The organism is Enterobacter sp. SORGH_AS_0287 (genome assembly GCF_031453695.1).
Lineage (GTDB): Bacteria > Pseudomonadota > Gammaproteobacteria > Enterobacterales > Enterobacteriaceae > Enterobacter > Enterobacter ludwigii.
In genome coordinates this window covers 2,795,171-2,821,019 of sequence record NZ_JAVIZW010000001.1, presented here as the reverse complement: position 1 = coordinate 2,821,019, position 25,849 = coordinate 2,795,171, and the positions used below count along the sequence as shown (strand labels likewise).

The following is a 25,849-nucleotide window of genomic DNA, read 5'->3' as shown; positions in this document are numbered from 1 at the left end:
GACCATGCCAAAACGTACAGACATAAAAAGCATCCTGATCCTTGGCGCTGGCCCGATTGTGATCGGCCAGGCCTGCGAATTCGACTACTCCGGTGCCCAGGCGTGTAAAGCCCTGCGCGAAGAGGGTTACCGCGTTATCCTGGTGAACTCTAACCCGGCCACCATCATGACCGACCCGGAAATGGCAGATGCAACCTACATCGAGCCGATTCACTGGGAAGTGGTACGCAAAATCATCGAAAAAGAGCGTCCGGACGCGGTTCTGCCTACCATGGGCGGCCAGACGGCGCTGAACTGTGCGCTGGAGCTGGAACGTCAGGGCGTGCTGGAAGAGTTCGGCGTGACCATGATTGGTGCGACAGCCGATGCCATTGATAAAGCTGAAGACCGCCGTCGCTTCGACGTGGCGATGAAGAAAATCGGCCTCGACACCGCGCGTTCCGGTATTGCACATACCATGGAAGAAGCGCTGGCCGTGGCGGCTGACGTTGGTTATCCGTGCATTATCCGTCCATCCTTCACCATGGGTGGCACCGGCGGCGGTATTGCCTACAACCGCGAAGAGTTCGAAGAGATTTGTGAACGCGGTCTGGATCTCTCCCCCACCAAAGAGCTGCTGATTGATGAATCGCTGATTGGCTGGAAAGAGTACGAGATGGAAGTGGTGCGTGATAAAAACGACAACTGCATCATCGTCTGCTCCATCGAAAACTTCGATGCGATGGGTATCCACACCGGCGACTCCATCACCGTAGCGCCAGCCCAGACGCTGACCGACAAAGAGTATCAAATCATGCGTAACGCCTCGATGGCGGTACTGCGTGAAATCGGCGTAGAAACGGGTGGCTCTAACGTTCAGTTTGCGGTGAACCCGAAAAACGGTCGCCTGATTGTTATCGAAATGAACCCGCGTGTTTCTCGCTCCTCCGCGCTGGCCTCGAAAGCCACCGGCTTCCCGATTGCGAAAGTGGCCGCGAAACTGGCGGTAGGATATACCCTCGATGAGCTGATGAACGACATCACCGGTGGCCGCACTCCAGCGTCCTTCGAGCCGTCCATCGACTACGTTGTGACCAAGATCCCTCGCTTTAACTTCGAGAAGTTCGCCGGCGCAAACGACCGTCTGACCACGCAGATGAAATCTGTTGGCGAAGTGATGGCGATTGGGCGTACTCAGCAGGAATCCCTGCAGAAAGCGCTGCGTGGCCTGGAAGTGGGGGCCACGGGTTTTGACCCGAAAGTGAGTCTGGAAGACCCTGAAGCGCTGACCAAAATTCGCCGCGAGCTGAAGGACGCAGGCGCAGAGCGTATCTGGTACATCGCCGATGCGTTCCGTGCGGGCCTCTCTGTTGATGGCGTGTTCAACCTGACCAACATCGACCGCTGGTTCCTGGTGCAGATTGAAGAGCTGGTACGTCTGGAAGAAAGAGTCGCGGACCTGGGTATCAATGGCCTGGACGCTGACTTCCTGCGCGTACTGAAGCGTAAAGGCTTCGCCGATGCGCGTCTGGCCAAACTGGCGGGCGTACGTGAAGCGGAAATCCGCAAGCTGCGTGACCAGTATGACCTGCACCCGGTCTACAAACGCGTGGATACCTGTGCAGCGGAGTTCGCGACCGACACCGCTTACATGTACTCCACGTATGAAGATGAGTGTGAAGCGAATCCGTCCGTCGACCGCGACAAGATTATGGTGCTGGGCGGCGGTCCTAACCGTATCGGCCAGGGCATCGAGTTTGACTACTGCTGCGTTCACGCCTCCCTGGCACTGCGCGAAGACGGTTACGAGACCATCATGGTCAACTGTAACCCGGAAACCGTGTCGACCGACTACGATACCTCCGACCGCCTCTACTTTGAGCCGGTAACGCTTGAAGATGTGCTGGAAATCGTGCGTATCGAGAAGCCTAAAGGCGTAATCGTGCAATACGGTGGCCAGACCCCACTGAAACTGGCGCGCGCGCTGGAAGCCGCTGGTGTGCCGGTAATCGGTACCAGCCCGGATGCAATCGACCGTGCAGAAGACCGTGAGCGTTTCCAGCAGGCGGTTGACCGTCTGAAGCTGAAACAGCCGGCCAATGCCACCGTCACCGCTATCGAGATGGCTGTTGAGAAGGCGAAAGAGATTGGCTACCCGCTGGTGGTACGCCCTTCGTACGTGTTGGGCGGCCGCGCGATGGAAATCGTCTACGACGAAGCTGACCTGCGTCGCTACTTCCAGACGGCAGTGAGCGTGTCCAACGATGCGCCGGTTCTGCTCGACCGCTTCCTCGACGATGCCGTTGAAGTGGATGTGGATGCCATCTGTGACGGCGAAATGGTGCTGATTGGCGGTATCATGGAGCACATCGAACAGGCAGGCGTTCACTCCGGTGACTCCGCATGTTCCCTGCCAGCGTACACCCTGAGCCAGGAAATTCAGGACGTGATGCGCCAGCAGGTGCAGAAGCTGGCCTTCGAACTGCAGGTTCGCGGTCTGATGAACGTCCAGTTCGCTGTCAAAGACAACGAAGTCTACCTGATTGAAGTGAACCCGCGTGCAGCACGTACCGTACCGTTCGTCTCTAAAGCTACCGGTGTTCCGCTGGCGAAAGTGGCGGCGCGCGTGATGGCGGGCCAGACGCTGGCACAGCAGGGCGTGACGAAAGAAATTATCCCACCGTACTACTCGGTGAAAGAAGTGGTACTGCCGTTCAACAAATTCCCGGGCGTCGACCCGCTGTTAGGGCCAGAAATGCGTTCTACCGGGGAAGTGATGGGCGTGGGCCGCACCTTCGCAGAAGCGTTTGCGAAGGCGCAGTTAGGCAGTAACTCCACCATGAAAAAATCTGGCCGTGCGCTGCTCTCTGTTCGCGAAGGCGATAAAGAGCGCGTGGTTGACCTGGCGGCTAAGCTGCTGAAACAGGGCTTCGAGCTGGATGCAACCCACGGCACGGCCATTGTGCTGGGTGAAGCGGGCATTAATCCGCGTCTGGTGAACAAGGTGCATGAAGGTCGTCCGCACATTCAGGATCGCATCAAGAATGGCGAATACACCTACATCATTAACACCACCGCAGGTCGTCAGGCGATTGAAGACTCCAAGCTGATTCGCCGCAGCGCGCTGCAGTACAAAGTGCATTACGACACCACCCTGAACGGTGGTTTCGCCACCGCGATGGCACTGAACGCTGATGCCACCGAGAAGGTGATTTCCGTTCAGGAAATGCACGCTCAGATTAACAAGTAAGCCAACATACCCGGCAGTATTCGCTGCCGGGTATTATTCCCACCTTCAGAACCTTCTGGTTTTCCAACCGCATTCAGTCAGTTAGCCTAAAATGGTTAGGTCGATAACGAAATTCAACTGAGAGCAGGGGAAAACACCATGCAAAATAAACTACTGATCGCGTCCGTTCTGGCTGCCACCGCCATGTTTACCGTTGCGGGCTGTTCATCTAATCAGGCAGTAAAAACCACGGATGGCCGTACGATAGTGACTGACGGTAAGCCGCAGGTCGATGATGACACCGGTCTGGTTTCCTATAAAAACGCCGAAACGGGTCAAACTGAACAGATCAACCGTGACCAGGTGAAATCCATGGGCGAACTGGATAACTAGTTCAGATTTCTGACGTTAGCCCGTCAATAATATTCACTATTAGCCTGTTGAATTACTGACTACACTCTTTTGGTAAAAGAAGGCAGTAAAACAACAGGCTAATTAATGATTCTGATAATTTACGCACATCCGTATCCGCATCACTCGCATGCAAATAAACGGATGCTTGAGCAGGTAAGGACGCTTGATAACGTAGAGATACGTTCCCTCTATCAACTTTATCCCGATTTTAATATCGATATCGCCGCCGAACAGGAGGCGCTCTCTCGTGCCGATTTAATTATCTGGCAGCATCCGATGCAATGGTACAGCACCCCTCCGCTCCTCAAACTGTGGATCGATAAAGTCTTTTCCCACGGCTGGGCGTATGGCCACAACGGTCACGCGCTTAAAGGTAAAAGCCTGATGTGGGCCGTGACCACCGGCGGGGGAGAAAGCCACTTCGATATTGGTGCTTTCCCGGGCTTTGAGGTGCTGTCACAGCCGCTGCAGGCGACGGCGCTCTATTGTGGGCTGAACTGGCTCCCTCCTTTTGCGATGCACTGTACGTTCGTTTGCGATGATGAGACGTTGCAGGCGCAGGCACGCCATTATAAACAACGGTTACTTGAGTGGCAGGAGGCGAACAATGGATAGCCATACGCTGATACAGGCGCTGATTTACCTCGGCGCGGCTGCGCTGATTGTACCCGTGGCGGTACGTCTGGGACTGGGTTCGGTGCTGGGTTACCTCATTGCCGGCTGTGTCATTGGACCGTGGGGCTTCCGTCTGGTGACTGATGCCGAGGCGATTCTCCATTTCGCTGAGATCGGCGTCGTGCTGATGCTGTTTGTAATTGGCCTGGAGCTGGATCCCCGGCGGTTATGGAAACTGCGCGCTTCGGTATTTGGTGGGGGAGCGTTACAGATGGTGGCCTGTGGTCTGCTGCTGGGTGGGTTCTGTATCCTGCTGGGCATGGACTGGAAAGTCGCGACACTCATCGGCCTGACGTTGGCACTCTCTTCTACGGCCATTGCCATGCAGGCAATGAACGAGCGCAACCTGACGGTCTCTCAGATGGGGCGCAGCGCGTTTTCGGTGCTGCTGTTCCAGGATATTGCAGCCATCCCGCTGGTGGCGATGATCCCGCTGCTGGCCGCAAGCGGTGCCTCAACGACCATGGGAGCTTTTGCGCTTTCCGCGCTGAAAGTGGTTGGTGCCCTGGCGCTGGTTATTCTGCTTGGCCGCTACGTGACCCGACCACTGCTGCGCTTTGTCGCTCGCTCCGGCCTGCGTGAAGTTTTCAGTGCCGTTGCGCTGTTCCTGGTGTTTGGCTTTGGTTTGCTGCTCGAGGAAGCCGGCTTATCGATGGCTATGGGGGCGTTCCTGGCAGGGGTGCTGCTGGCCAGTTCTGAATATCGCCATGCGCTGGAAAGTGATATCGAGCCGTTTAAGGGATTATTGCTGGGGCTGTTTTTCATCGGCGTGGGGATGTCTATCGACTTTGGCACGCTGGTAACGCATCCGCTGCGGATCCTCATCCTGCTGGTCGGTTTCCTGGTCATTAAGATGGGCATGTTGTGGCTGATAGCGCGTCCATTAACGGTGCCCAACAAGCAGCGTCGTTGGTTTGCCGTACTGCTGGGGCAGGGGAGTGAGTTTGCATTCGTGGTCTTTGGCGCGGCGCAGATGGCCAACGTACTGGATGCTGAGTGGGCGAAAGCGCTGACGCTTGCCGTCGCACTGTCGATGGCCGCAACGCCTGTTCTGCTGGTGGTGCTGGCGCGTCTGGAAAAAACGGGGAGCGAGCAAGAACGCGAAGCCGACGAGATCGACGAGGAGCAGCCACGGGTGATCATCGCCGGGTTTGGTCGCTTCGGGCAGATCGTGGGCCGTTTGCTGTTGTCGAGCGGGGTCAAAATGGTGATCCTCGACCACGATCCCGACCATGTTGAGACCCTGCGGAAATTCGACATGAAAGTGTTTTACGGGGATGCAACGCGTGTCGATCTGCTGGAGTCCGCCGGGGCGGCGAAAGCCGAAGTGTTGATTAACGCAATCGACGATCCGGAGACCAGCATGCAGATGGTGGAGCTGGTCAAGGAACACTTCCCCGAGCTGACCATTATCTCTCGCGCCCGCGATGTGGATCACTACATCCGGCTGCGTCAGGCAGGGGTGGAGGCGCCAGAGCGTGAAACGTTCGAAGGTGCGCTCAAGTCTGGCCGGATGGCGCTGGAAAATCTGGGGCTAGGGGCCTATGAAGCCCGTGAACGTGCGGACCTGTTCCGCCGCTTTAACACCGAGATGGTGGAAGAGATGGCGGCGATGGCGGGCAGCACGGCCACCGAGCGTGCAGCGGTGTTTAAACGCACCAGCGCGATGCTGACGGAAATCATTAACGAGGACCGCAATCACCTGTCGCTTATCCAGCGTCACGGCTGGCAGGGCACGGAAGAGGGCAAGCATACCGGCGATCCGGCGGACGAACCGGAGAGTAAACCTTCCACGTGAAGTGGAGTTGCCAGCAATATTAAAAAATTTCTCTATCTTTACTCAGCCGCCAGTCGACGAAAGATTAAGCTTTCCGTATAGTGGCGGCAATTTTTTGCATCCGGGAAATTTTCAATGATCAGTCTGATTGCAGCGCTGGCGGTGGACCGTGTTATCGGTATGGAAAATGCCATGCCGTGGAACCTGCCTGCCGATCTCGCATGGTTTAAACGTACTACGTTAAACAAGCCGGTAGTGATGGGCCGCCTGACCTGGGAGTCGATTGGTCGTCCATTACCGGGCCGTAAAAATATCGTTATCAGTAGCCAGCCTGGCACTGACGATCGCGTCGAATGGGTGAAGTCCGTAGACGAGGCCATTGCCGCATGCGGTAATGCCGAGGAGATCATGGTGATTGGCGGTGGGCGTGTGTACGAACAGTTCCTGCCTAAAGCACAGAAGCTGTATCTGACCCACATTGATGCGGAAGTGGAAGGGGATACGCATTTCCCGGACTACGATCCTGATGAGTGGGAATCTGTCTTCAGTGAATTCCACGACGCGGATGCGCAGAACTCCCACAGCTACTGCTTCGAAATTCTGGAACGTCGCTAAGTGAATGTCCCTCTCCCGTCCGGGGGAGGGAAATCCTCATCAGGAGGCAACGGCCTCGTCTTCCCCTAAGTCCAGCTGTCGGTTGGATGGCTGAACAAAGTACGTTTTATCTTCCCAGCGCAAGCAGGTTAACTCTCCACCCCAGCAGCAGCCGGTATCGAGACCGTAGATCCCCTCCGGTGTGCCTTTTCCTTCAAGCGACGCCCAGTGGCCAAACACCACGTTATAGGCGTTGGTCACCGGACCGGGAATGGCAAACCACGGTTTAAGAGGCGCAGGGGCGCTTTCCGGTGTCTCTTTGCAATACATATCCAGCTGCCCGTTCGGGAAGCAAAAACGCATGCGGGTGAAAGCGTTCGTAATAAAGCGCAGGCGGGCCAGACCGCTAAGATCTTCGCTCCAGTGATTCGGCATATCGCCGTACATCGCGTCGAGGAAGAAAGGATACGAGTCGCTTGCCAGCACCGCTTCAACGTCACGCGCACAGGTTTTCGCCGTCTCAAGATCCCACTGAGGGGTGATCCCGGCATGCGCCATGACCAGTTTTTTCTCTTCATCGATCTGCAGCAGCGGCTGGCGGCGTAGCCAGTTGATGAGAACATCCGCGTCCGGGGCATCCAGCAAAGGCGAGAGACGATCTTTGGGTTTGTTGCGACTGATCCCGGCAAAGACGGCCAGCAAATGCAGATCGTGGTTGCCCAGTACCATGCGCACGCTGTCACCCAGTGATTTGACGAAGCGTAGAACGTCCAGCGAGCCAGGGCCACGCGCCACTAAATCGCCCGTCAGCCAGAGCGTATCTTGTCCAGGCGTAAAGTCGACCTGTTTTAACAATGCGATCAGTTCATCGTAGCAACCGTGAACGTCGCCAATCAGATATGTAGACATTAGATTAATGAATGAGTGTTGTAACGGCGAGACGGAACACAGGAATAGCAACGCGGAACACATTGCCATCGACGTCGACCATTTCGTAATGGCCCTGCATGGTGCCCAGCGGCGTTTCGATCACGGCACCGCTGGTATATTGATACTCTTCGCCAGGGTCGATGTGGGGCTGTTCACCAACCACACCTTCACCCTGAACTTCGATTTCGCGGCCGTTGCCGTTGGTGATAAGCCAGTAGCGCCCAAGCAGTTGCACAGGCATCCGCCCCAGATTGCGAATGGTCACGGTGTAAGCGAAGACAAAACGTTCTTCATCCGGTGAAGACTGGGATTCAACATAAACGCTTTGTACATAGACACATACGCGGGGCGAATCAATCATGGCTTAACTCTCCTTCGGCGGCGCATTTTCGCTGATGTAATTAGCCAGCTTGCAGTACTGTTCTACGGAAATATTTTCTGCACGCATTGCCGGGTCAATACCCAACTCAGTCAGCACTTCAACGGTAAACAGATTGCCCAGGCTGTTACGGATCGTTTTACGGCGCTGGTTAAAGGCTTCCGTAGTAATGCGGCTCAGCACGCGCAGGTCTTTCACCGGGTACGGCATTATTTTATGCGGTACAAGACGCACTACCGCAGAGTCCACTTTTGGTGGCGGCGTAAAGGCGGTTGGCGGTACTTCGAGCACCGGGATCACGTTGCAGAAATATTGCGCCATCACGCTCAAACGACCATACGCTTTACTGTTCGGCCCTGCAACCAGACGGTTAACCACCTCTTTTTGCAACATGAAGTGCATGTCGGCAATGGCATCAGTATAGCTAAACAGGTGGAACATTAGCGGTGTGGAAATGTTGTACGGCAGGTTACCGAACACGCGCAGCGGTTGGCCCATTTTTTCCGACAGCTCACCAAAGTTCATGGTCATGGCATCCTGCTGATAAATCGTCAGCTTTGGCCCCAGGAACGGATGAGTTTGCAGGCGTGCGGCGAGATCGCGATCGAGTTCGATAACGGTCAGTTCGTCCAGGCGTTCGCCTACGGGTTCAGTCAGAGCGGCAAGACCCGGGCCGATTTCGACCATAGCCTGACCTTTCTGCGGATTAATGGCAGACACGATACTGTCGATCACGAACTGATCGTTGAGGAAGTTTTGCCCGAAGCGTTTTCGGGCTAAGTGGCCCTGATGGACTCGATTAGTCATTGAGTATTAACAATCATTTTGATGGCGAGATTAAGCGCCGTAATAAAACTGCCGACATCCGCTTTCCCCTGGCCTGCCAGATCCAGCGCAGTACCGTGGTCAACGGACGTTCGAATAAAAGGTAAACCGAGGGTGATATTCACCCCGCGGCCAAAGCCCTGGTATTTTAGCACGGGCAGGCCTTGATCGTGGTACATCGCGAGCACGGCGTCCGCATTATCCAGGTATTTTGGCTGGAAAAGGGTATCGGCAGGCAACGGCCCGCTTAAGTTCATCCCTTTTGCCCGCATTTCTTCAAGCACCGGAATAATGGTGTCGATCTCTTCGGTACCCATATGTCCGCCTTCACCGGCGTGCGGGTTCAGGCCGCAGACCAGCACATGCGGCTGTTTGATGCCGAATTTGGTTTGCAGGTCGTGATGCAGGATCCCGATGATCTCCCGTAAAAGAGACGGAGTAATGGCATCCGGAATGGCCCTGATGGGCAAATGGGTCGTCACGAGGGCAACGCGCATTGCTTCTGTCGCCAGCATCATGACCACTTTCGGGCTGTGCGAGCGCTCTTCAAAGAACTCCGTGTGCCCGGTAAACGGTATCCCCGCCTCGTTGATAACGCCTTTGTGCACGGGACCGGTGATCAGGGCGGCAAATTCGCCCTTCAGGCAACCGTCGCAGGCACGCGCCAGCGTCTCTACAACATAGTGGCCGTTTTCGGTACTGAGCTGACCCGGGATGACGGGAGTACGAAGTGGAACAGGAAGAAGCGTAAGCGTGCCGGCTTGCTGTGGTGCAGGCTGCTGGCCTTCAACGTAGGGGATGAGCGTTAAAGGCAGACCGAGCAGCGTTGCCCGGTCTTGTAACAGTGTTGCATCCGCGCAGACAACCAGTTCCACCGGCCAGCTGCGCTGGGCGAGCTGGACAACGAGGTCAGGCCCAATCCCGGCAGGTTCGCCGGGAGTGATCACAACACGATGCTGTTTCATTAGTTGCTCAGTACTTTCACATAAGCGCTGGCGCGTTGTTCCTGCATCCAGGTTGCTGCTTCTTCAGAGAACTTACGGTTAAACAGCATGCGGTAGGCTCTGTCTTTCTGCGCCGCGTCCGTTTTATCAACATTGCGGGTATCCAACAGTTCGATCAGATGCCAGCCGAAGGAGGAGTGCACCGGGGCGCTCATCTGGCCTTTGTTCAGCTTCATCAGTGCGTCACGGAACGCAGGATCGTAGATATCCGCGGCCGCCCAGCCCAGATCGCCGCCCTGATTAGCAGAGCCGGGATCCTGAGAGAACTCTTTCGCGGCATTCGCAAACGAGGTTTTCCCGCTCTTGATGTCTGCAGCAATCTGTTGCAGTTTCACGCGCGCCTGATCGTCAGTCATGATAGGTGACGGCTTGAGGAGAATATGGCGAGCGTGAACTTCGGTAACCGAAATGTTCTGACTCTGACCGCGCAGATCGTTCACTTTCAGGATGTGGAAGCCCACGCCTGAACGGATGGGACCCACGATGTCACCTTTCTTCGCCGTGCTCAGCGCCTGAGCAAAGATGGAAGGCAGCTCCTGGATACGTCCCCAGCCCATCTGGCCGCCTTTAAGCGCCTGTTGGTCAGCGGAGTAGGTGATGGCCAGTTTGCCAAAGTCACCGCCGTTACGTGCCTGCTCGACAATCGAACGCGCCTGGCTTTCAGCTTCCGCAGCCTGGTCGGAGGTTGGGTTCTCTGGCAGTGGGATCAGAATGTGGCTCAGGTTTAGTTCGGTGCTGGCGTCATTCTGGTTACCCACCTGTTTTGCCAGCGCGTCCACTTCCTGAGGCAGGATCGTGACGCGACGACGGACTTCATTGTTGCGCACTTCCGAAATCAGCATCTCTTTACGGATCTGATTACGGTACGTTGCATAGCTGATGCCATCATAGGCCAGACGGCTGCGCATCTGGTCCAGGCTCATGTTGTTCTGCTTCGCGATGTTAGCAATGGCCTGATCGAGCTGCTCGTCAGTGACCTTCACACCCATTTTCTGACCCATTTGCAGGACAATCTGATCCATGATCAGACGTTCCAGGATCTGATGGCGCAGGGTCGCGTCATCCGGAAGTTGCTGACCTGCTTCACCCGAATTGAGCTTCACAGATTTCATCAAACCGTCAACGTCGCTTTCGAGCACGACGCCGTTGTTAACCACAGCGGCGACCTTATCAACAACCTGGGGGGCCGCGAAGCTAGTATTCGCAACCATAGCGACACCGAGCAGCAGCGTTTTCCAGTTCTTCATACTTTTTCCATTTCAATTAACCGCAAAGCGGATTACGTTGCAAATTAAGCACATTACAAGGAACTGCGGTACGGCAGAATGTTCGAGCGCAGCATCTGCTGCGTGCCCAGGCCGTAGTTGGAGCTTAGGCCGCGCAGTTCGACATTAAAGCCAATCACGTTATCGTATTTGCCCTGTTCATTCTTGGTATCCCAGCCGTTAAGCTTACGTTCGTAACCGACACGCAGCGCGTAGCAGCAGGAGTTATATTGCAGACCAACCATCTGGTCAGCAGGTTTACTGGTGTTGGTGTCAAAGTAGTAAGCACCGACGATTGACCAGCGATCGGCGATTGGCCAGCTCGCTGCGCCACCCACCTGCGAGATGCCGTCTTTGTACTGATCCGTATTCGCATAGTTTGGCAACGTGGCCTGAATATATTCCGGGCTGGCGTAACGATAGGTCAACTGCAGCATACGGTCTTCATCACGACGGTATTCAATCGCCGCACTGCTTGTCGCAACGTTGTTGAGACGCGTATCGTACTGCACACCCCCGCGTAAACCCCAGCGATCGGTCATACGCCAGTAGGTATCACCCGCCCACACCAGAGAACCCGTTTTGTTGTCTTTTTCCCAGTTAATGTCGTCATCACCGGTCCGGGACTCGGTGAAATAGTAGATTTGACCAACAGAAACGTTAAAACGTTCAACGGCGGCATCATCATAAACGCGCGTTGTGACGCCGGTCGTTAACTGGTTTGCTGACGCAATACGGTCGAGGCCACCGTAGGTACGGTCGCGGAACAGACCGCTGTAGTCAGACTGCAGGAATGAGGAGTCATAGTTCTGAATGTTGCTCTGATCGCGATACGGGACGTACAGATACTGCATACGTGGCTCAAGCGTCTGGGTATAACCCTCCGCCAGAAGACCCATATCGCGTTCGAAGATCAGTTTGCCGTCCATTTTGAACTGCGGCAGGACGCGGTTCACGGATTCTTCGAGATCGGTGCCGTAACGGTTGTTATACCAGTCGAGATTCTTCTGCTGGTAATGGGTGGCCATCAGTTTGGCCTCGGTATTCAGGCTCGACCAGTCATTTGACACCGGCAAATTGATGGTTGGCTCGAGGTGAACACGCGTGGATTCCGGCATATCCGAGTTGGTGTTAACGAAGTGCACGGCCTGGGCGTACACGTGGGTATCAAACGGGCCAACATCGTTCTGGTACCAGTTAACGTCCAGCTGCGGTTCTGCACCATAAGTGCTTCTCGTCTGGGTATCAAAGACCTGGAATTGCTTGGTAGAGACCGTGGCGTTGAAGTTCTCAATAGCGTATCCCACGCTGAATTTCTGCGTGGCGTAGCCATCGGTACTGGACCCGTATTTGGAGTCAAAGTCGTTGAAATAGTAAGGATCGCTGACTTTGGTGTAGTCGACGTTAAACCGCCAGACCTGGTCCATTACCCCGGCATGTTTCCAGTAGAACAACCAGCGGTGTTTATCACCTTCTGTTGGATGCTCATCCTGGAAGACTTTATCCGACGGCAGATAATCCAGTTCCATCAGGCCAGTACCCGCCTGCGTCAGGTAGCGGAACTCGTTTTCCCACATAACGTTGCCGCGCTTATGGATATAGTGCGGCGTGATCGTGGCGTCCATGTTGGGCGCGATGTTCCAGTAATACGGCAGATAGAACTCAAAGTAGTTCGTGGTGCTGTATTTGGCATTCGGGATCAGGAAACCTGAGCGGCGTTTGTCACCCACAGGAAGCTGCAGGTAAGGGCTGTAGAAAACAGGCACCGGACCGAGCTTGAAGCGGGCGTTCCAGATCTCTGCAACCTGCTCTTCACGGTCATGGATGACTTCACTTCCGACCACGCTCCAGGTATTAGACCCGGGCAGACAGGACGTGAAGGAGCCGTTTTCGAGAATCGTATAGCGGTTTTCACCGCGCTGTTTCATCAGGTCTGCATCACCGCGCCCCTGGCGACCTACCATCTGGTAATCACCTTCCCAGACGTTAGTGTCTTTGGTATTCAGGTTTGACCAGGCTTTCGGACCTTTCAGGATGACCTGATTGTCGTCATAGTGCACATTACCCAGCGCATCCACCGTTCGTACCGGCTCGGCCGCACCTTCCGGCTGCTTCTGATGTAATTGCACTTCATCTGCCTGCAGACGGCTGTTGCCCTGGTTAATATCCACATTGCCAGTAAATGTCGCATTGTCAGGATATGTGCCTTTAGAGCTATCGGCAGTAATGGTTACCGGCAAGCTATTCGTATCGCCCTTTACCAGTGGACGATTATAACTTGGGACGCCAAGCATACACTGCGAGGCGAGATCGGCCGCCAGTCCCTGTTGGCTGTACAGGGCGGTGCCAATCATTGTGGCCAGGAGGGTGGGGATACGTTTTTTCATACGTTGTATTTTATTGTTCCGTCATCAGTGGCTACGGCTTACAAACGCTCAGAGACTATCTTACTCATCAGCGCAGTACCAGCGTTAATCCTGCCCGTTTGCGCGCCAGAGTGTTAGGCTCGCTATCGAATGACGAGTATGATAAAGCAAATTATAGGCGATGTCCTTCAATTGACCGTGGCTTGAACACTGTGATGATGACGTTGCGTCGGCCAGGAACATGACTAACCGGGGAGTATATGCAGTATTGGGGTAAAATAATCGGCGTTGCGTTCGCCATCATCATGGGTGCCGGGTTCTGGGGGATCGTACTGGGGCTTATTATCGGCCATATGTTTGATAAGGCTCGCAGCCGCAAAATGGCCTGGTTTGCCAATCAGCGTGAGCGTCAGTCCCTCTTTTTCTCCACCACGTTTGAGGTGATGGGGCACTTAACCAAATCAAAAGGGCGTGTGACGGAAGCCGATATTCAGATAGCCAGCGTCTTTATGGACCGCATGAATCTGCATGGTGACTCCCGTCTCGCGGCACAAAATGCGTTTCGCATCGGTAAAGCGGATAACTATCCGCTGCGCGATAAAATGCGACAGTTCCGCAGCATCTGCTTCGGCCGTTTTGATTTAATTCGGATGTTTCTGGAGATCCAAATCCAGGCGGCGTTTGCCGATGGTTCACTTCATCCGAATGAACGCGATGTTTTATATGTTATTGCGGAAGAACTGGGCATCTCCCGTATGCAGTTCGACCAGTTCCTGCGCATGATGCAGGGCGGTGCGCAGTTTGGCGGCGGCTATCACCAGCAGTCCTCTGGCGGTGCCTGGCAGCAGGCGCAGCGGGGTCCGACGCTGGAGGATGCCTGTAATGTGCTGGGGGTGAAGCCATCGGACGATGTAACCACCATCAAGCGTGCCTATCGTAAGCTGATGAGTGAGCACCACCCGGACAAACTGGTCGCGAAAGGCTTACCGCCGGAGATGATGGAGATGGCGAAGCAAAAAGCGCAGGAAATTCAGAAAGCGTACGAGTTGATTAAAGAGAAGAAAAGTTTCAAATAAAAAAAGGCCCGACACTGTCGGGCCTTTTTTTCAGAAGTCGACCGGGGCTTTAAACGTCATTGCATTGCCAAAAACCGGATGGGTGATGGTGAGCGTCTGCGCATGCAGCTGCAGGCGTGGCGCCAGCGCCAGTGCATCGGGCGGCGCGTAAAATCTGTCCCCCAGTATCGGGTGCCCCAGCGCAAGCATATGGACACGCAGCTGGTGCGAGCGCCCGGTAATCGGTTTAAGCAGCACGCGCGCAGTATTATCTGGCGCGTACTCCAGCACTTCATACTCGGTTTGTGCTGCTTTGCCGGTTTCGTAACAGACCTTTTGTTTTGGTCGGTTCGGCCAGTCGCAGATCAGCGGTAAATCCACCAGCCCTTCCGCCGGCTGAGGATGCCCCCAGACACGTGCGACATACTGCTTTTTCGGCTCGCGATCGCGGAACTGGCGTTTCAGCTCGCGTTCCGCCGCTTTATTCAGCGCCACTACAATCACACCGCTGGTGGCCATGTCCAGACGATGGACAGACTCCGCCTGAGGATAATCGCGCTGAATACGCGTCATCACACTGTCTTTGTGCTCATCCAGACGCCCTGGCACGGACAACAAGCCGCTGGGCTTGTTGACCACCATAATGTGCTCATCCTGATAAAGCACCACCAGCCAGGGATCCTGAGGTGGATTGTAGGGCTCCATCACCATCTTGCGCTCCGTTTACTGATGCGTCACAACGATAAGACGCAGGGCATCCAGACGCCAGCCAGCCTGATTAAGGCTTTCAAGCACCTGCTGACGGTTGCTCTCGATCGCTGCCAGCTCGTCATCGCGGATGTTTGGGTTTACCGCTTTCAACGCTTCCAGACGGGAGAGTTCCGCGGACAGTTTGTCGTCGGCTTCTTGACGTGCGGCATCAATTAGCGCCCGGGCCGCTTTTTCGATCTGCGTTTCACCCAGTTGCAGAATAGCGTGCACATCCTGCTGTACCGCGTTGACCAGCTTACTGCCGGTATGGCGGTTCACCGCACTCAGTTGGCGGTTAAAGCTCTCGAATTCAACCTGAGCGGCGAGGTTCGTGCCGTTTTTGTCCAGCAGCAGACGCACAGGCGTTGACGGCAGGAAGCGGTTGAGCTGCAGCTGTTTCGGCGCCTGCGCTTCGACAACGTAAATCAGTTCCAGCAGCAGGGTACCCACTGGCAGCGCTTTGTTTTTCAACAACGAGATGGTGCTGCTGCCGGTATCGCCTGAGAGGATCAAATCCAGACCGTTGCGGATCAACGGGTGCTCCCAGGTGATGAACTGCGCATCTTCGCGCGACAGCGCCACATCACGTTCAAAGGTGATGGTGCATCCATCTTCCGGCAGGCCAGGGAAATCCGGGACCAGCATATGGTCGGACGGGGTCAGGACAATCAAATTCTCGCCACGATCGTCCTGGTTTATGCCAACGATGTCGAACAGGTTCATGGAGAAGCTGATCAGGCTGGTGTCATCATCCTGCTCTTCAATGCTTTCAGCGAGCGCCTGGGCTTTTTCACCGCCGTTGGAGTGGATCTCCAGCAGGCGGTCACGGCCCTGTTCCAGCTGTGATTTCAGCGCTTCATGCTTATCACGGCAGGCTTTGATCAGTTCATCAAACCCGTCGGTGTTCTCTGGCGCGGCCAGGTAGCCGATCAGATCGGCGTGCACCTGATCGTAAATCGGGCGGCCGGTCGGGCAGGTGTGCTCAAACGCATCCAGACCTTCGTGGAACCAACGCACCAGAACGGACTGGGCGGTTTTTTCCAGGTAAGGAACGTGGATCTGAATATCATGCGCCTGGCCAATACGATCCAGACGGCCGATACGCTGTTCCAGCAGATCCGGGTTGAACGGCAAATCGAACATCACCAGGTTGCTGGCAAACTGGAAGTTACGGCCTTCAGACCCGATTTCAGAGCACAGCAGAACCTGGGCACCGCTGTCCTCTTCTGCAAACCATGCCGCGGCACGGTCACGCTCGACGATGGACATCCCTTCGTGGAACACGGCGGCGCGAATACCTTCGCGTTCGCGCAGGACCTGCTCCAGCTGCAGTGCGGTGGCTGCTTTGGCGCAGATCACCAGCACTTTCTGAGAACGGTGCGCGGTCAAATAGCCCATCAGCCACTCAACACGCGGGTCGAAGTTCCACCAGGTGCCGGTATCGCCTTCAAATTCCTGGTAAATCTGTTCCGGGTAGAGCATGTCGCGTGCACGCTCTTCAGCAGTTTTGCGCGCGCCCATAATGCCGGAAACTTTAATGGCCGTCTGGTACTGCGTCGGCAGTGGCAATTTGATGGTATGCAGTTCGCGTTTCGGGAAACCTTTCACCCCGTTACGGGTGTTACGGAACAGGACGCGGCTGGTGCCGTGGCGATCCATCAGCATATCGATCAGTTCTTTACGCGCGGAATCCGCGTTGTCACTGTCGCTGTTGGCCGCCTGCAGCAGAGGCTCAATATCCTGCTCGCCAATCAGATCGCTCAGGGTGTTGAGCTCGTCATTCGAGAGATGTTTACCCGCCAGCAGCAGGGCAACGGCATCGGCGACCGGACGGTAGTTATTCTGCTCTTCAACGAACTGCTCAAAGTCATGGAAGCGGTTTGGATCGAGCAGGCGCAAACGGGCGAAGTGGCTCTCCAGACCTAACTGCTCCGGCGTTGCGGTCAGCAGCAGGACGCCTGGCACGCGCTCGGCAAGCTGTTCGATAGCCATGTATTCCCGGCTTGGTGCGTCTTCGCTCCAGACCAGATGGTGCGCTTCATCGACCACCATCACGTCCCATTCGGCGTCGCACAGATGCTCAAGACGCTGCTTGCTGCGGCGTACGAAATCCAGAGAGCAGATCACCAGCTGTTCCGTTTCAAACGGGTTGTCCGCATCGTGCTGGGCTTCTGCATAGCGCTCATCATCAAACAGAGCGAAACGCAGGTTAAAGCGGCGCAGCATCTCGACCAGCCATTGATGCTGCAGGGTTTCGGGTACCACAATCAGCACGCGTTCGGCTGCGCCGGAAAGCAGCTGTTGATGCAGGATCATGCCCGCTTCAATGGTTTTCCCCAGGCCCACTTCATCTGCCAGCAGTACGCGAGGTGCGTGACGGCGGCCCACGTCATGGGCGATGTTCAGCTGGTGGGGGATAAGGCTGGTACGCTGACCGCGCAGGCCGCTCCACGGCATACGGTACTGTTCACTCTGGAACTTGCGCGCACGATAGCGCAGGGAGAAGCGATCCATACGGTCGATTTGCCCGGCAAACAGGCGATCCTGCGGCTTACTGAATACCAGTTTGCTGTCGAGCAGCACCTCACGCAGGATGACATTGGCCTCGTCGGTGTCCAGGCGAGTCCCGATGTAGGCGAGCAGTCCATTCTCTTCTTTTACGTCTTCGACCTTTAGCTGCCAGCCGTCGTGGCTGGTCACGGTGTCACCCGGGTTGAACATCACGCGGGTCACAGGGGAATCATTGCGGGCGTACAGGCGGTTTTCACCGGTAGCAGGGAAAAGGAGGGTAACCATTCGTGCATCCACGGCAACCACGGTTCCTAATCCAAGTTCGCTTTCTGTATCGCTGATCCAGCGTTGACCAAGTGTAAAAGGCATATTTGTTCGGCTCTAATCGTAAATTGCAGGCAATAGTTCAACCACCGTCAAAAAAGACAGTCATTGAAAAATGGGTCCGGGAATGGAAAGGGCGCTATGGTACTGGATGGCAGCCATTTCGTCACGTGTCAAAATAGGCCAAGTTGCCCTGTCACTAGTGTAGCAAAGTCGTCGTCGATGAAGGGCAAAATTCCGTCCGCGACCGGCTGAAGCTGACGCGTAAGATAGTGCTCGTAATCCAGAGGCGAGTGCTGGTAATCCACGGGTTCCGGGCCGTTGGTGGTCCAGAGGTATTTGATGGTTCCCCGGTTCTGATACTGCGGGGCACGCCCCCGGCGCACGTTCTCCTCATCCGCCAGACGCGCGGCGCGGACGTGCGGCGGAACGTTGCGCTGGTATTCCGCCAGCGGGCGGCGCAGGCGCTTGCGGTACACCAGCTGGGCGTCGAGTTCACCGGCCATCAGACTGGCAATTGTTTCACGCACGTAGTCCTGATAAGGCTCGTTGCGAAAGATACGCAGATAAAGCGTTTGCTGAAACTGCTGCGCCAGCGGCGTCCAGTCGGTGCGTACGGTTTCCAGCCCTTTAAAGACCATTCGCTGCTTGTCACCTTCCTGAATAAGACCGGCGTAGCGCTTCTTACTGCCCTGGTCGGTACCGCGAATGGTGGGCATTAAAAAGCGGCTGAAATGGGTTTCAAACTCCAGTTCTAACGCGCTGCTTAACCGCTCTTTTTGCAAACTTTCCTGCCACCAGGCGTTCACAAAAGCCACCAGTGATTTGCCGATTCGCGCGGCATCCTCTTCTGAATGCGCGCCCTTAAGCCAGACAAAGGTGGAATCCGTATCGCCATAAATAACGTCATAACCCTGGGATTCAATCAACGCTTTGGTCTGGCGCATGATGTCGTGCCCGCGCATGGTGATAGATGACGCCAGTCGTGGGTCGAAGAAGCGGCAGGCGCTGGTCCCCAGAACCCCGTAAAACGCGTTCATGATAATTTTCAGCGCCTGAGAAAGGGGCTTGTTGCCATGACGCTTAGCCTCGTCGCGACCGTGCCAGATGTTTCCCACGATTTCCGGTAGACAGTGCTTTTCCCGTGAGAAGCGGGCCCCGAGAAAACCTTCTGTGCTGTGCAAATCGTCAGGCTGCGCCATCCCTTCCACCAGCCCGACGGGATCGATCAGGAAGGTGCGAATAATGGACGGATAGAGGCTTTTGTAGTCCAGCACCAGCACGGAGTCATACAACCCGGGCCGGGAATCCATCACGTAACCGCCCGGGCTTGCCTGCGGCGGTACGTCACCGAGGTTGGGGGCGACATAGCCCGCCCGGTGCATACGCGGGAAATAGAGGTGGCTAAAGGCGGCCACGGAGCCACCGTGCCGGTCAGCGGCGAGGCCGTTCACCGTCGCGCGCTCGAGCAGGAAGGGCATGATCTCCGTTTTGTGGAAAATCTGCGTCACCAGTTCACAATCTTTCAGGTTGTAGGTGGCGAGCGCCGGTTTGTCTTCGTTAAAGCGCCGGTCGATTTCATCCATCCTGTCCCACGGATTGTCGATGGATTTCCCTTCGCCGAGCAGCTCCTGCGCCACCGCTTCCAGAGAGAAAGAGGAAAAATTCCAGAAGGCAGATTTGAGCGCCTCAATGCCGTCGATAATCAGGCGGCCATTGGCCTGCGCAAAAAACACACCGTTTTTAAAACCGTGCTCGCGCCATTCCAGCTCGCTGTTTCCGCGCCCCAGCATCAGGGGGATGCGGTAACGTTCAGCATGTTTTTGCAGCACGCGCAGATCGAACTGCACCACGTTCCAGCCGATCAACACATCGGGATCGCGATCGGCAAACCACTGGTTAAGCTTTTCCAGAAGCTGTGGCCGGCTGTTGACATACTCCAGCCGGAAATCCAGCGCGGATGCGTTGCCATTCGGGGGGCCAAGCATATAAACAACCCGATCCCCGCAGCCTTCAAGGCCGATACAGTACAGCTCACCGTGGCGAGCGGTTTCGATATCCAGCGAGACCCATTTCAACGGCGGCCGGTAGGTAGGGTTGGGTTTGAGACGGGCGTTAATAAGGCTGCCGTTTTGCGCGGTGCCGTCGACCCAGACGGGGGCAGTAATAAACCGCTCCATCAGAAAACGTTCTGGCGGGCGGATATCGGCTTCGTACAGGGTCACGCCAGCGTCGCGCAGCAGTTTTTCATAACGCATCAGCTGGCGATGGGCGCGGCAGTAGAGGCCATGTACGGGCTGACGGTGGAAATCTTTCAGTTCAAGCGGCGTCAGGCGCCAGCCATTTTCACCGCGCAGCAGTTGCTTTACTTTCTCAACATGATCGTTCGGGATAAAAGCCACGGACTCCTGCGGCGGCAGGGTCACGTGCAGCGGGCCGTTGTCCGTCGCCAGCCAGAATGCCACCTCGGTGCCCTGAGGAGTATCCCGCCAGTGTCGGGTAAGTAAAAAACCTTCTTGCGCCTGCGCCACGCCGCTATCCCATAAAACAAAACCAGGCTTGATTATAGCCTGGTTGAATATTTTATGCTGGGTATATATACAGTTTACTGCCCGTAATAGGCTTTTGCGCCATGTTTACGCAGGTAGTGTTTATCCAGCAGGGTTGGCTGCATATCCGGAAGCTGCGGTGCCAGCTGGCGGCAGAAGATGCCCATATACGCGACCTCTTCCAGCACAATCGCGTTATGTACCGCATCTTCGGCGTTTTTACCCCAGGCAAAAGGTCCATGGGAGTGCACCAGCACGCCGGGCATTTGCGCAGCGTCGATACCCTGTTTTTCAAACGTTTCGACGATAACGTTGCCGGTTTCCCACTCATACTCGCCGTTGATCTCTTCATCAGTCATCAAACGGGTGCAGGGAATGGTGCCGTAAAAGTAGTCTGCGTGCGTGGTTCCGGTCGCCGGAATGGACTGGCCGGCCTGCGCCCAGATGGTCGCATGACGCGAATGGGTATGCACAATACCGCCAATGGTCGGGAAGGCCTGGTAGAGCAGGCGATGCGTTGGCGTGTCGGAGGAGGGTTTTTTCTTTCCTTCCACCACTTCGCCCGTGGCGATGCTGACGACAACCATATCTTCTGCGGTCATTACCGTGTAATCCACCCCTGACGGCTTTATCACGAAGACGCCGTGCTCGCGGTCAACGGCGCTGACGTTGCCCCAGGTCAGCGTCACCAGATTGTGTTTGGGCAGCGCCAGGTTGGCTTCAAGTACCTGACGTTTGAGATCTTCTAACATGCAATCCTCCAGGAAAAGAGGCCCGCCCTGCGGCAGGCCAAAGGTTCCCCTGTTAACGTTTTGAACCGTAATAGACTTCGTTCCAGCGCAGCGCGTCTTTGAACGCGGGCAGGCGGGTATCGTTATCAATGACGGTCAGTTCGATGTCGTGCAGTTCGGCGAACTGACGCATGTCGTTCAGATCCAGCGCGTGGCTGAAGACGGTGTGGTGCGCGCCACCGGCCAGGATCCAGGCTTCCGAGGCGGTTGGCAGGTCAGGCTGCGCTTTCCACAGGGCGTTGGCGACCGGCAGTTTTGGCAGAGAATGCGGGGTTTCAACCGCATCCACACAGTTCACCAGCAGGCGGAAACGGTCGCCAAGGTCAATCAGGCTGGCGTTGATGGCAGGACCGGTACGGGTGTTGAAGATCAGACGTGCCGGGTCGGCTTTTCCGCCAATGCCAAGGTACTGCACGTCGAGGATCGGTTTCTCTTCAACGGCAATGGAAGGACACACTTCCAGCATATGCGAGCCCAGTACCAGGTCGTTGCCGTTTTCGAAGTGGTAGGTGTAGTCCTCCATAAAGGAGGTGCCGCCCTGCAGACCGGTTGACATCACTTTCATAATGCGAAGCAGAGCGGCAGTTTTCCAGTCGCCTTCGCCGGCAAAGCCGTAGCCCTGCTGCATCAGACGTTGTACCGCCAGGCCGGGCAGTTGTTTCAGGCCGTGGAGGTCTTCAAAGGTGGTGGTAAAGGCATGGAAGCCACCCTGTTCCAGGAAGCGTTTCATGCCCAGCTCGATACGTGCTGCATCCAGCACGTTCTGGCGTTTGTCACCGTGAATTTGTGCCGCAGGGGTCAGACGGTAGCTGCTTTCGTATTCGTCGACCAGCGCGCTTACGTCGCCATCGCTGATTTCATTCACCACCTGCACCAGGTCGCCCACGGCCCAGGTATTCACCGAGAAACCAAATTTAATCTGTGCGGCAACTTTATCGCCGTCGGTGACCGCCACTTCACGCATGTTGTCGCCGAAACGCACCACTTTCAGGTGACGAGTATCTTGTCGGGACACCGCCTGGCGCATCCAGGAGCCGATACGTTTTTGCGCATGCTGATCCTGCCAGTGGCCGGTGACGACCGCATGTTGCTGGCGCATACGTGCGCCGATAAAGCCGAACTCGCGGCCGCCGTGCGCGGTCTGGTTCAGGTTCATAAAGTCCATATCAATGCTGTCCCACGGCAGGGACGCGTTGAACTGGGTATGGAACTGCATCAGTGGTTTATTGAGGATGGCCAGACCGTTGATCCACATTTTGGCCGGCGAGAAGGTGTGCAGCCACACCACCATGCCAGCGCATTTATCGTCGTAGTTCGCGTCGCGGCAGATGTTCGTGATCTCATCCGGGGTCGTGCCGAGCGGTTTGAGCACCAGTTTGCACGGCAGTTTAGCCTCTGCATTGAGCGCGTTGACCACGTGCTCAGCATGTTTCGTCACCTGTTGCAGCGCTTCCGGCCCGTACAGATGTTGGCTGCCAATGACAAACCACACTTCATAATTATTAAAAATGGTCATTATTGTGTCCTTAATGTGTCAGGGTTGCCGTAGTGTCCGCGGTGTGTTTGGCCGGGGCGGCGACAGGGAGATAGTGAAGTTCGGCGCTTTTTGCCCATTGCTGATAGCGCTGATAAAGCTGTTCAAAACGCTGCGCCTGCTGAGCACGCGGCTGGAGGGTATTTTCGACAGCGCTCGCCATGTGCTGCTGCGCGGTCGGGATATCGGCATGAACGCCTGCCGCAACGGCCGCGAAGATCGCTGCACCGAGGGCACAGCACTGATCGGAGGCGACAATCTGCAGCGGACGGTTCAGCACGTCACAACAGGCCTGCATGATTACCGGGTTTTTACGGGCGATGCCGCCCAGTGCCATCACGTTGTTGACGTCAATGCCCTGCTCGGTGAAGCACTCCATAATGGCGCGCGCCCCAAAGGCAGTTGCGGCAATCAGGCCGCCAAACAGCGCTGGCGCGTCGGTGGCGAGGTTAAGATCGGTGATCACCCCTTTCAGGCGCTGGTTGGCAAATGGCGTACGGCGACCGTTGAACCAGTCGAGCACTACCGGCAGGTGATCGAGAGAAGGATTCTTTGCCCACGCGGCGGTGAGCTGCGGCAAAAGCTGCTTTTTACTTTCGGCAATCTGGGTCTTCAGCTCAGGATGTGCCGCCGCCAGCTGATCCAGCGGCCAGCCCAGCACGCGGCCAAACCAGGCGTAGATATCGCCAAAGGCGGACTGACCCGCTTCCAGACCGATAAACTCCGGTACGACGCTACCGTCAACCTGGCCGCAGATGCCTTTTACCGCCCGATCGCCTACGCTGGCTTTATCCGCGGTGAGAATGTCGCAGGTGGAGGTGCCGATAACCTTCACCAGCGTGTTTGGCTGGGCACCGGCACCCACCGCGCCCATGTGACAGTCAAACGCCCCGCCGGAGATGGCCACGTTTTGCGGCAGACCCAGGCGCGTCGCCCACTCTTCACAAAGCGTACCCACCGGAATATCGGCGGTGAAGGTGTCGGTGAACAGCGGGTATTGCAGACTCGTGTTGATGACGGGATCGAGTTCATCGAAGAACGCCGCCGGTGGCAGGCCACCCCAGCTTTCATGCCACAGGGATTTGTGTCCGGCGCTGCAGCGTCCGCGGCGGATATCCTGCGGACGCGTGGTACCGGAGAGCAGGGCTGGTACCCAGTCACACAGTTCAATCCACGATACCGCGGCCTGCGCAACGGATGCGTCCGTGCGGGTTACGTGGAGGATCTTGGCCCAGAACCATTCACTGGAGTAAATACCGCCGATGTAGCGCGAGTAGTCCGTTTTACCGGGCTGGTGACACAAGCGGGTAATGGCTTCGGCCTCTTCAACGGCGGTGTGATCTTTCCACAGCACGAACATGGCGTTCGGGTTATCAGCAAACTCCGGACGCAGCGCCAGAACATGGCCTTCGGCATCCACAGGGGCAGGCGTTGAGCCGGTACTGTCGACGCCAATCCCGACGATTTCTGCCCGCTGGGCGTCGGTCAGTTCAGCCAGCACGGTTTTGATTGCCGCTTCCATTGACTCAATGTAGTCACGTGGATGGTGACGGAACTGGTTATTTGGCGCATCGCAGTAGCGCCCCTCTTGCCAGCGCGGGTACCACTCAACGCTGGTTGCTATTTCCTGGCCGCTTGTACAGTCCACTGCCAGAGCGCGAACCGAGTCGCTGCCAAAATCGAGGCCAATCGCAATTGCCATGGTGTTGCTCCATCAAAAAACAGGTATGAGAGAACATTAGAGACTGGAGGCGAAAATCGTCAGGCAGGATCCGCTAATCTTATGGACTAAATTGCTGTTGCAATAGAAAGTGTGACGCCGTGCAAATAATCAATGTGGACATTTCTGCCGCACTTATAGACACTTTTGTTACTGCTGATCTGCCCCCGTGGGCGGACAAATCAGGGGGAAAGGCTGAAACATGGCGGACGTAAAAGAGGCGTGATGCTTTTTGGATCTTTTCGCGGGCCATTTTTATACTGCTTTTATCGATATGGACAATTGGTTTCCTTCAGGACCCTTGGGAGAACTGAATCTATGGCCGAAACGCAAAACGATCCCTTATTACCGGGCTACTCGTTTAATGCTCACCTGGTGGCGGGGCTGACCCCTATCGAGGCTGAGGGATATCTCGATTTTTACGTCGACCGACCGCTCGGGATGAAAGGGTATATTCTGAACCTGACGGTGCGTGGGGAAGGGATTATCAAAAATAATGATCAGCAGTTTGTCTGCCGTCCGGGCGATATGCTGCTGTTTCCGCCGGGAGAGATCCACCACTACGGGCGTCACCCGGAGGCCAACGAGTGGTATCACCAGTGGGTCTACTTCCGCCCGCGCGCCTACTGGCAGGAGTGGCTCTCGTGGCCGGCTATTTTTGCGCACACCGGTTTTTATCGCCCGGACGAGGTTCATCTGGCTCAGTTCCGCGAACTCTTTGCCCAAATTATTGAAGCGGGGCAGGCGGGTGGCCGGTATGCCGAACTGCTGGCGATTAACCTGCTTGAACAGGTGCTGTTGCGCCGGATGGAGGCGATAAACGCGTCACTTAATCCTCCGCTGGACAACCGCGTGCGCGACGCCTGCCAGTACATCAGCGACCATCTGGCCGACAGCCAGTTCGATATCGCCAGCGTCGCCCAGCATGTGTGTCTCTCACCGTCGCGGCTGTCACATCTGTTCCGTCAGCAGCTGGGCGTTAGCGTCCTGAGCTGGCGTGAGGACCAGCGTATCAGCCAGGCGAAGCTCCTGCTCAGCACCACCCGCATGCCCATTGCCACCGTGGGGCGCAATGTGGGCTTTGAAGATCAGCTCTATTTCTCCCGGGTATTTAAAAAATGCACCGGTGCCAGCCCCAGTGAATTCCGGGCAGGATGTGAATAAACGGTAAAAAAAGA

Annotated in this window: 19 protein-coding genes; 7 read left to right on the top strand and 12 right to left on the bottom strand. The window is 56.0% G+C overall.

The window, feature by feature from the left end; genetic code table 11:
- Positions 1 to 4 precede the first annotated feature (4 nt).
- The 5 genes from carB to folA all read left to right on the top strand — a co-directional run bounded on the left by carB (position 5) and on the right by folA (position 6,689).
- Entirely contained in the window at positions 5 to 3,229 is a 3,225-nt protein-coding gene (carB, locus tag QE396_RS13355; protein ID WP_014168589.1) for a carbamoyl-phosphate synthase large subunit, read from the top strand.
- A gap of 138 nt (positions 3,230 to 3,367) precedes the next feature.
- Positions 3,368 to 3,601, top strand: coding sequence for a YgdI/YgdR family lipoprotein (locus tag QE396_RS13350; protein WP_010427047.1), 234 nt, complete (start codon positions 3,368 to 3,370; stop codon positions 3,599 to 3,601).
- Between the two features lie 105 nt (positions 3,602 to 3,706).
- Positions 3,707 to 4,237, top strand: coding sequence for a glutathione-regulated potassium-efflux system oxidoreductase KefF (gene kefF, locus QE396_RS13345; protein WP_020882557.1), 531 nt, complete (start codon positions 3,707 to 3,709; stop codon positions 4,235 to 4,237).
- Complete coding sequence (kefC, locus tag QE396_RS13340; protein WP_279256654.1) at positions 4,230 to 6,095, top strand: glutathione-regulated potassium-efflux system protein KefC; 1,866 nt, start codon at positions 4,230 to 4,232, stop codon at positions 6,093 to 6,095. The genes kefF and kefC overlap by 8 nt, the downstream gene beginning before the upstream one ends.
- Before the next feature lie 114 nt (positions 6,096 to 6,209).
- Positions 6,210 to 6,689, top strand: a complete 480-nt coding sequence (folA, locus tag QE396_RS13335) for a type 3 dihydrofolate reductase (protein ID WP_008502023.1) — start codon at positions 6,210 to 6,212, stop codon at positions 6,687 to 6,689.
- Between the two features lie 39 nt (positions 6,690 to 6,728).
- On the opposite strand, the gene apaH is transcribed toward folA, so the two are convergent.
- The 6 genes from apaH to lptD are packed head-to-tail and all read right to left on the bottom strand — an operon-like array spanning position 6,729 to position 13,458.
- Entirely contained in the window at positions 6,729 to 7,577 is an 849-nt protein-coding gene (gene apaH, locus QE396_RS13330) for a bis(5'-nucleosyl)-tetraphosphatase (symmetrical) ApaH (protein ID WP_014168593.1), read from the bottom strand.
- 4 nt (positions 7,578 to 7,581) lie between these two features.
- A complete protein-coding gene (gene apaG, locus QE396_RS13325) occupies positions 7,582 to 7,959 on the bottom strand; it encodes a Co2+/Mg2+ efflux protein ApaG (protein ID WP_279256655.1) in 378 nt (125 codons plus the stop codon).
- Positions 7,960 to 7,962: 3 nt separating this feature from the next.
- Positions 7,963 to 8,784, bottom strand: coding sequence for a 16S rRNA (adenine(1518)-N(6)/adenine(1519)-N(6))-dimethyltransferase RsmA (rsmA, locus tag QE396_RS13320; protein WP_014168595.1), 822 nt, complete (start codon positions 8,782 to 8,784; stop codon positions 7,963 to 7,965).
- Positions 8,781 to 9,767, bottom strand: coding sequence for a 4-hydroxythreonine-4-phosphate dehydrogenase PdxA (pdxA, locus tag QE396_RS13315; protein ID WP_020882559.1), 987 nt, complete (start codon positions 9,765 to 9,767; stop codon positions 8,781 to 8,783). The genes rsmA and pdxA overlap by 4 nt, the downstream gene beginning before the upstream one ends.
- Entirely contained in the window at positions 9,767 to 11,053 is a 1,287-nt protein-coding gene (surA, locus tag QE396_RS13310) for a peptidylprolyl isomerase SurA (RefSeq protein WP_014168597.1), read from the bottom strand. Before surA ends, pdxA begins: the two co-directional genes overlap by 1 nt.
- A gap of 53 nt (positions 11,054 to 11,106) precedes the next feature.
- The gene (gene lptD / locus QE396_RS13305) at positions 11,107 to 13,458 is read right to left on the bottom strand and encodes an LPS assembly protein LptD (RefSeq protein ID WP_014168598.1); all 2,352 of its coding nucleotides are present in this window, start codon (positions 13,456 to 13,458) and stop codon (positions 11,107 to 11,109) included.
- A 239-nt stretch (positions 13,459 to 13,697) separates the two neighbouring features.
- On the opposite strand from lptD, the gene djlA reads away from it, so the two are divergent.
- Entirely contained in the window at positions 13,698 to 14,513 is an 816-nt protein-coding gene (djlA, locus tag QE396_RS13300; protein WP_014168599.1) for a co-chaperone DjlA, read from the top strand.
- A gap of 30 nt (positions 14,514 to 14,543) precedes the next feature.
- Here djlA and rluA read toward each other — a convergent pair whose 3' ends face one another.
- The 6 genes from rluA to araB form a co-directional block, all read right to left on the bottom strand.
- Positions 14,544 to 15,203 (bottom strand): bifunctional tRNA pseudouridine(32) synthase/23S rRNA pseudouridine(746) synthase RluA, encoded by a 660-nt coding sequence (gene rluA, locus QE396_RS13295; protein ID WP_014168600.1) that lies wholly within the window; start codon positions 15,201 to 15,203, stop codon positions 14,544 to 14,546.
- Between the two features lie 12 nt (positions 15,204 to 15,215).
- Positions 15,216 to 18,122 (bottom strand): RNA polymerase-associated protein RapA, encoded by a 2,907-nt coding sequence (gene rapA, locus QE396_RS13290; RefSeq protein WP_020882562.1) that lies wholly within the window; start codon positions 18,120 to 18,122, stop codon positions 15,216 to 15,218.
- A 128-nt stretch (positions 18,123 to 18,250) separates the two neighbouring features.
- Entirely contained in the window at positions 18,251 to 20,608 is a 2,358-nt protein-coding gene (polB, locus tag QE396_RS13285; protein ID WP_020882563.1) for a DNA polymerase II, read from the bottom strand.
- Between the two features lie 74 nt (positions 20,609 to 20,682).
- Positions 20,683 to 21,378: an L-ribulose-5-phosphate 4-epimerase gene (gene araD / locus QE396_RS13280; protein ID WP_032679615.1), complete on the bottom strand. Its 696-nt coding sequence runs from the start codon at positions 21,376 to 21,378 to the stop codon at positions 20,683 to 20,685.
- A gap of 52 nt (positions 21,379 to 21,430) precedes the next feature.
- Complete coding sequence (araA, locus tag QE396_RS13275) at positions 21,431 to 22,933, bottom strand: L-arabinose isomerase (RefSeq protein ID WP_014168604.1); 1,503 nt, start codon at positions 22,931 to 22,933, stop codon at positions 21,431 to 21,433.
- Between the two features lie 10 nt (positions 22,934 to 22,943).
- Positions 22,944 to 24,653 (bottom strand): ribulokinase, encoded by a 1,710-nt coding sequence (gene araB, locus QE396_RS13270; RefSeq protein ID WP_020882565.1) that lies wholly within the window; start codon positions 24,651 to 24,653, stop codon positions 22,944 to 22,946.
- A 336-nt stretch (positions 24,654 to 24,989) separates the two neighbouring features.
- Between araB and araC the strand changes: the two genes are divergently transcribed.
- Positions 24,990 to 25,835 carry an arabinose operon transcriptional regulator AraC gene (gene araC, locus QE396_RS13265; protein ID WP_020882566.1) on the top strand — a complete coding sequence of 282 codons (846 nt, stop codon included), beginning with the start codon at positions 24,990 to 24,992 and terminating at the stop codon, positions 25,833 to 25,835.
- The last annotated feature ends 14 nt before the right edge of the window (positions 25,836 to 25,849 follow it).

Coding starts and splice junctions, on each gene's coding strand:
- carB (WP_014168589.1), top strand. CDS start 5: ATGCCAAAACGTACAGACATAAAAAGCATCCTGATCCTTGGCGCTGGC.
- QE396_RS13350 (WP_010427047.1), top strand. CDS start 3,368: ATGCAAAATAAACTACTGATCGCGTCCGTTCTGGCTGCCACCGCCATG.
- kefF (WP_020882557.1), top strand. CDS start 3,707: ATGATTCTGATAATTTACGCACATCCGTATCCGCATCACTCGCATGCA.
- kefC (WP_279256654.1), top strand. CDS start 4,230: ATGGATAGCCATACGCTGATACAGGCGCTGATTTACCTCGGCGCGGCT.
- folA (WP_008502023.1), top strand. CDS start 6,210: ATGATCAGTCTGATTGCAGCGCTGGCGGTGGACCGTGTTATCGGTATG.
- apaH (WP_014168593.1), bottom strand. CDS start 7,577: ATGTCTACATATCTGATTGGCGACGTTCACGGTTGCTACGATGAACTG.
- apaG (WP_279256655.1), bottom strand. CDS start 7,959: ATGATTGATTCGCCCCGCGTATGTGTCTATGTACAAAGCGTTTATGTT.
- rsmA (WP_014168595.1), bottom strand. CDS start 8,784: ATGACTAATCGAGTCCATCAGGGCCACTTAGCCCGAAAACGCTTCGGG.
- pdxA (WP_020882559.1), bottom strand. CDS start 9,767: ATGAAACAGCATCGTGTTGTGATCACTCCCGGCGAACCTGCCGGGATT.
- surA (WP_014168597.1), bottom strand. CDS start 11,053: ATGAAGAACTGGAAAACGCTGCTGCTCGGTGTCGCTATGGTTGCGAAT.
- lptD (WP_014168598.1), bottom strand. CDS start 13,458: ATGAAAAAACGTATCCCCACCCTCCTGGCCACAATGATTGGCACCGCC.
- djlA (WP_014168599.1), top strand. CDS start 13,698: ATGCAGTATTGGGGTAAAATAATCGGCGTTGCGTTCGCCATCATCATG.
- rluA (WP_014168600.1), bottom strand. CDS start 15,203: ATGGTGATGGAGCCCTACAATCCACCTCAGGATCCCTGGCTGGTGGTG.
- rapA (WP_020882562.1), bottom strand. CDS start 18,122: ATGCCTTTTACACTTGGTCAACGCTGGATCAGCGATACAGAAAGCGAA.
- araD (WP_032679615.1), bottom strand. CDS start 21,378: ATGTTAGAAGATCTCAAACGTCAGGTACTTGAAGCCAACCTGGCGCTG.
- araA (WP_014168604.1), bottom strand. CDS start 22,933: ATGACCATTTTTAATAATTATGAAGTGTGGTTTGTCATTGGCAGCCAA.
- araB (WP_020882565.1), bottom strand. CDS start 24,653: ATGGCAATTGCGATTGGCCTCGATTTTGGCAGCGACTCGGTTCGCGCT.
- araC (WP_020882566.1), top strand. CDS start 24,990: ATGGCCGAAACGCAAAACGATCCCTTATTACCGGGCTACTCGTTTAAT.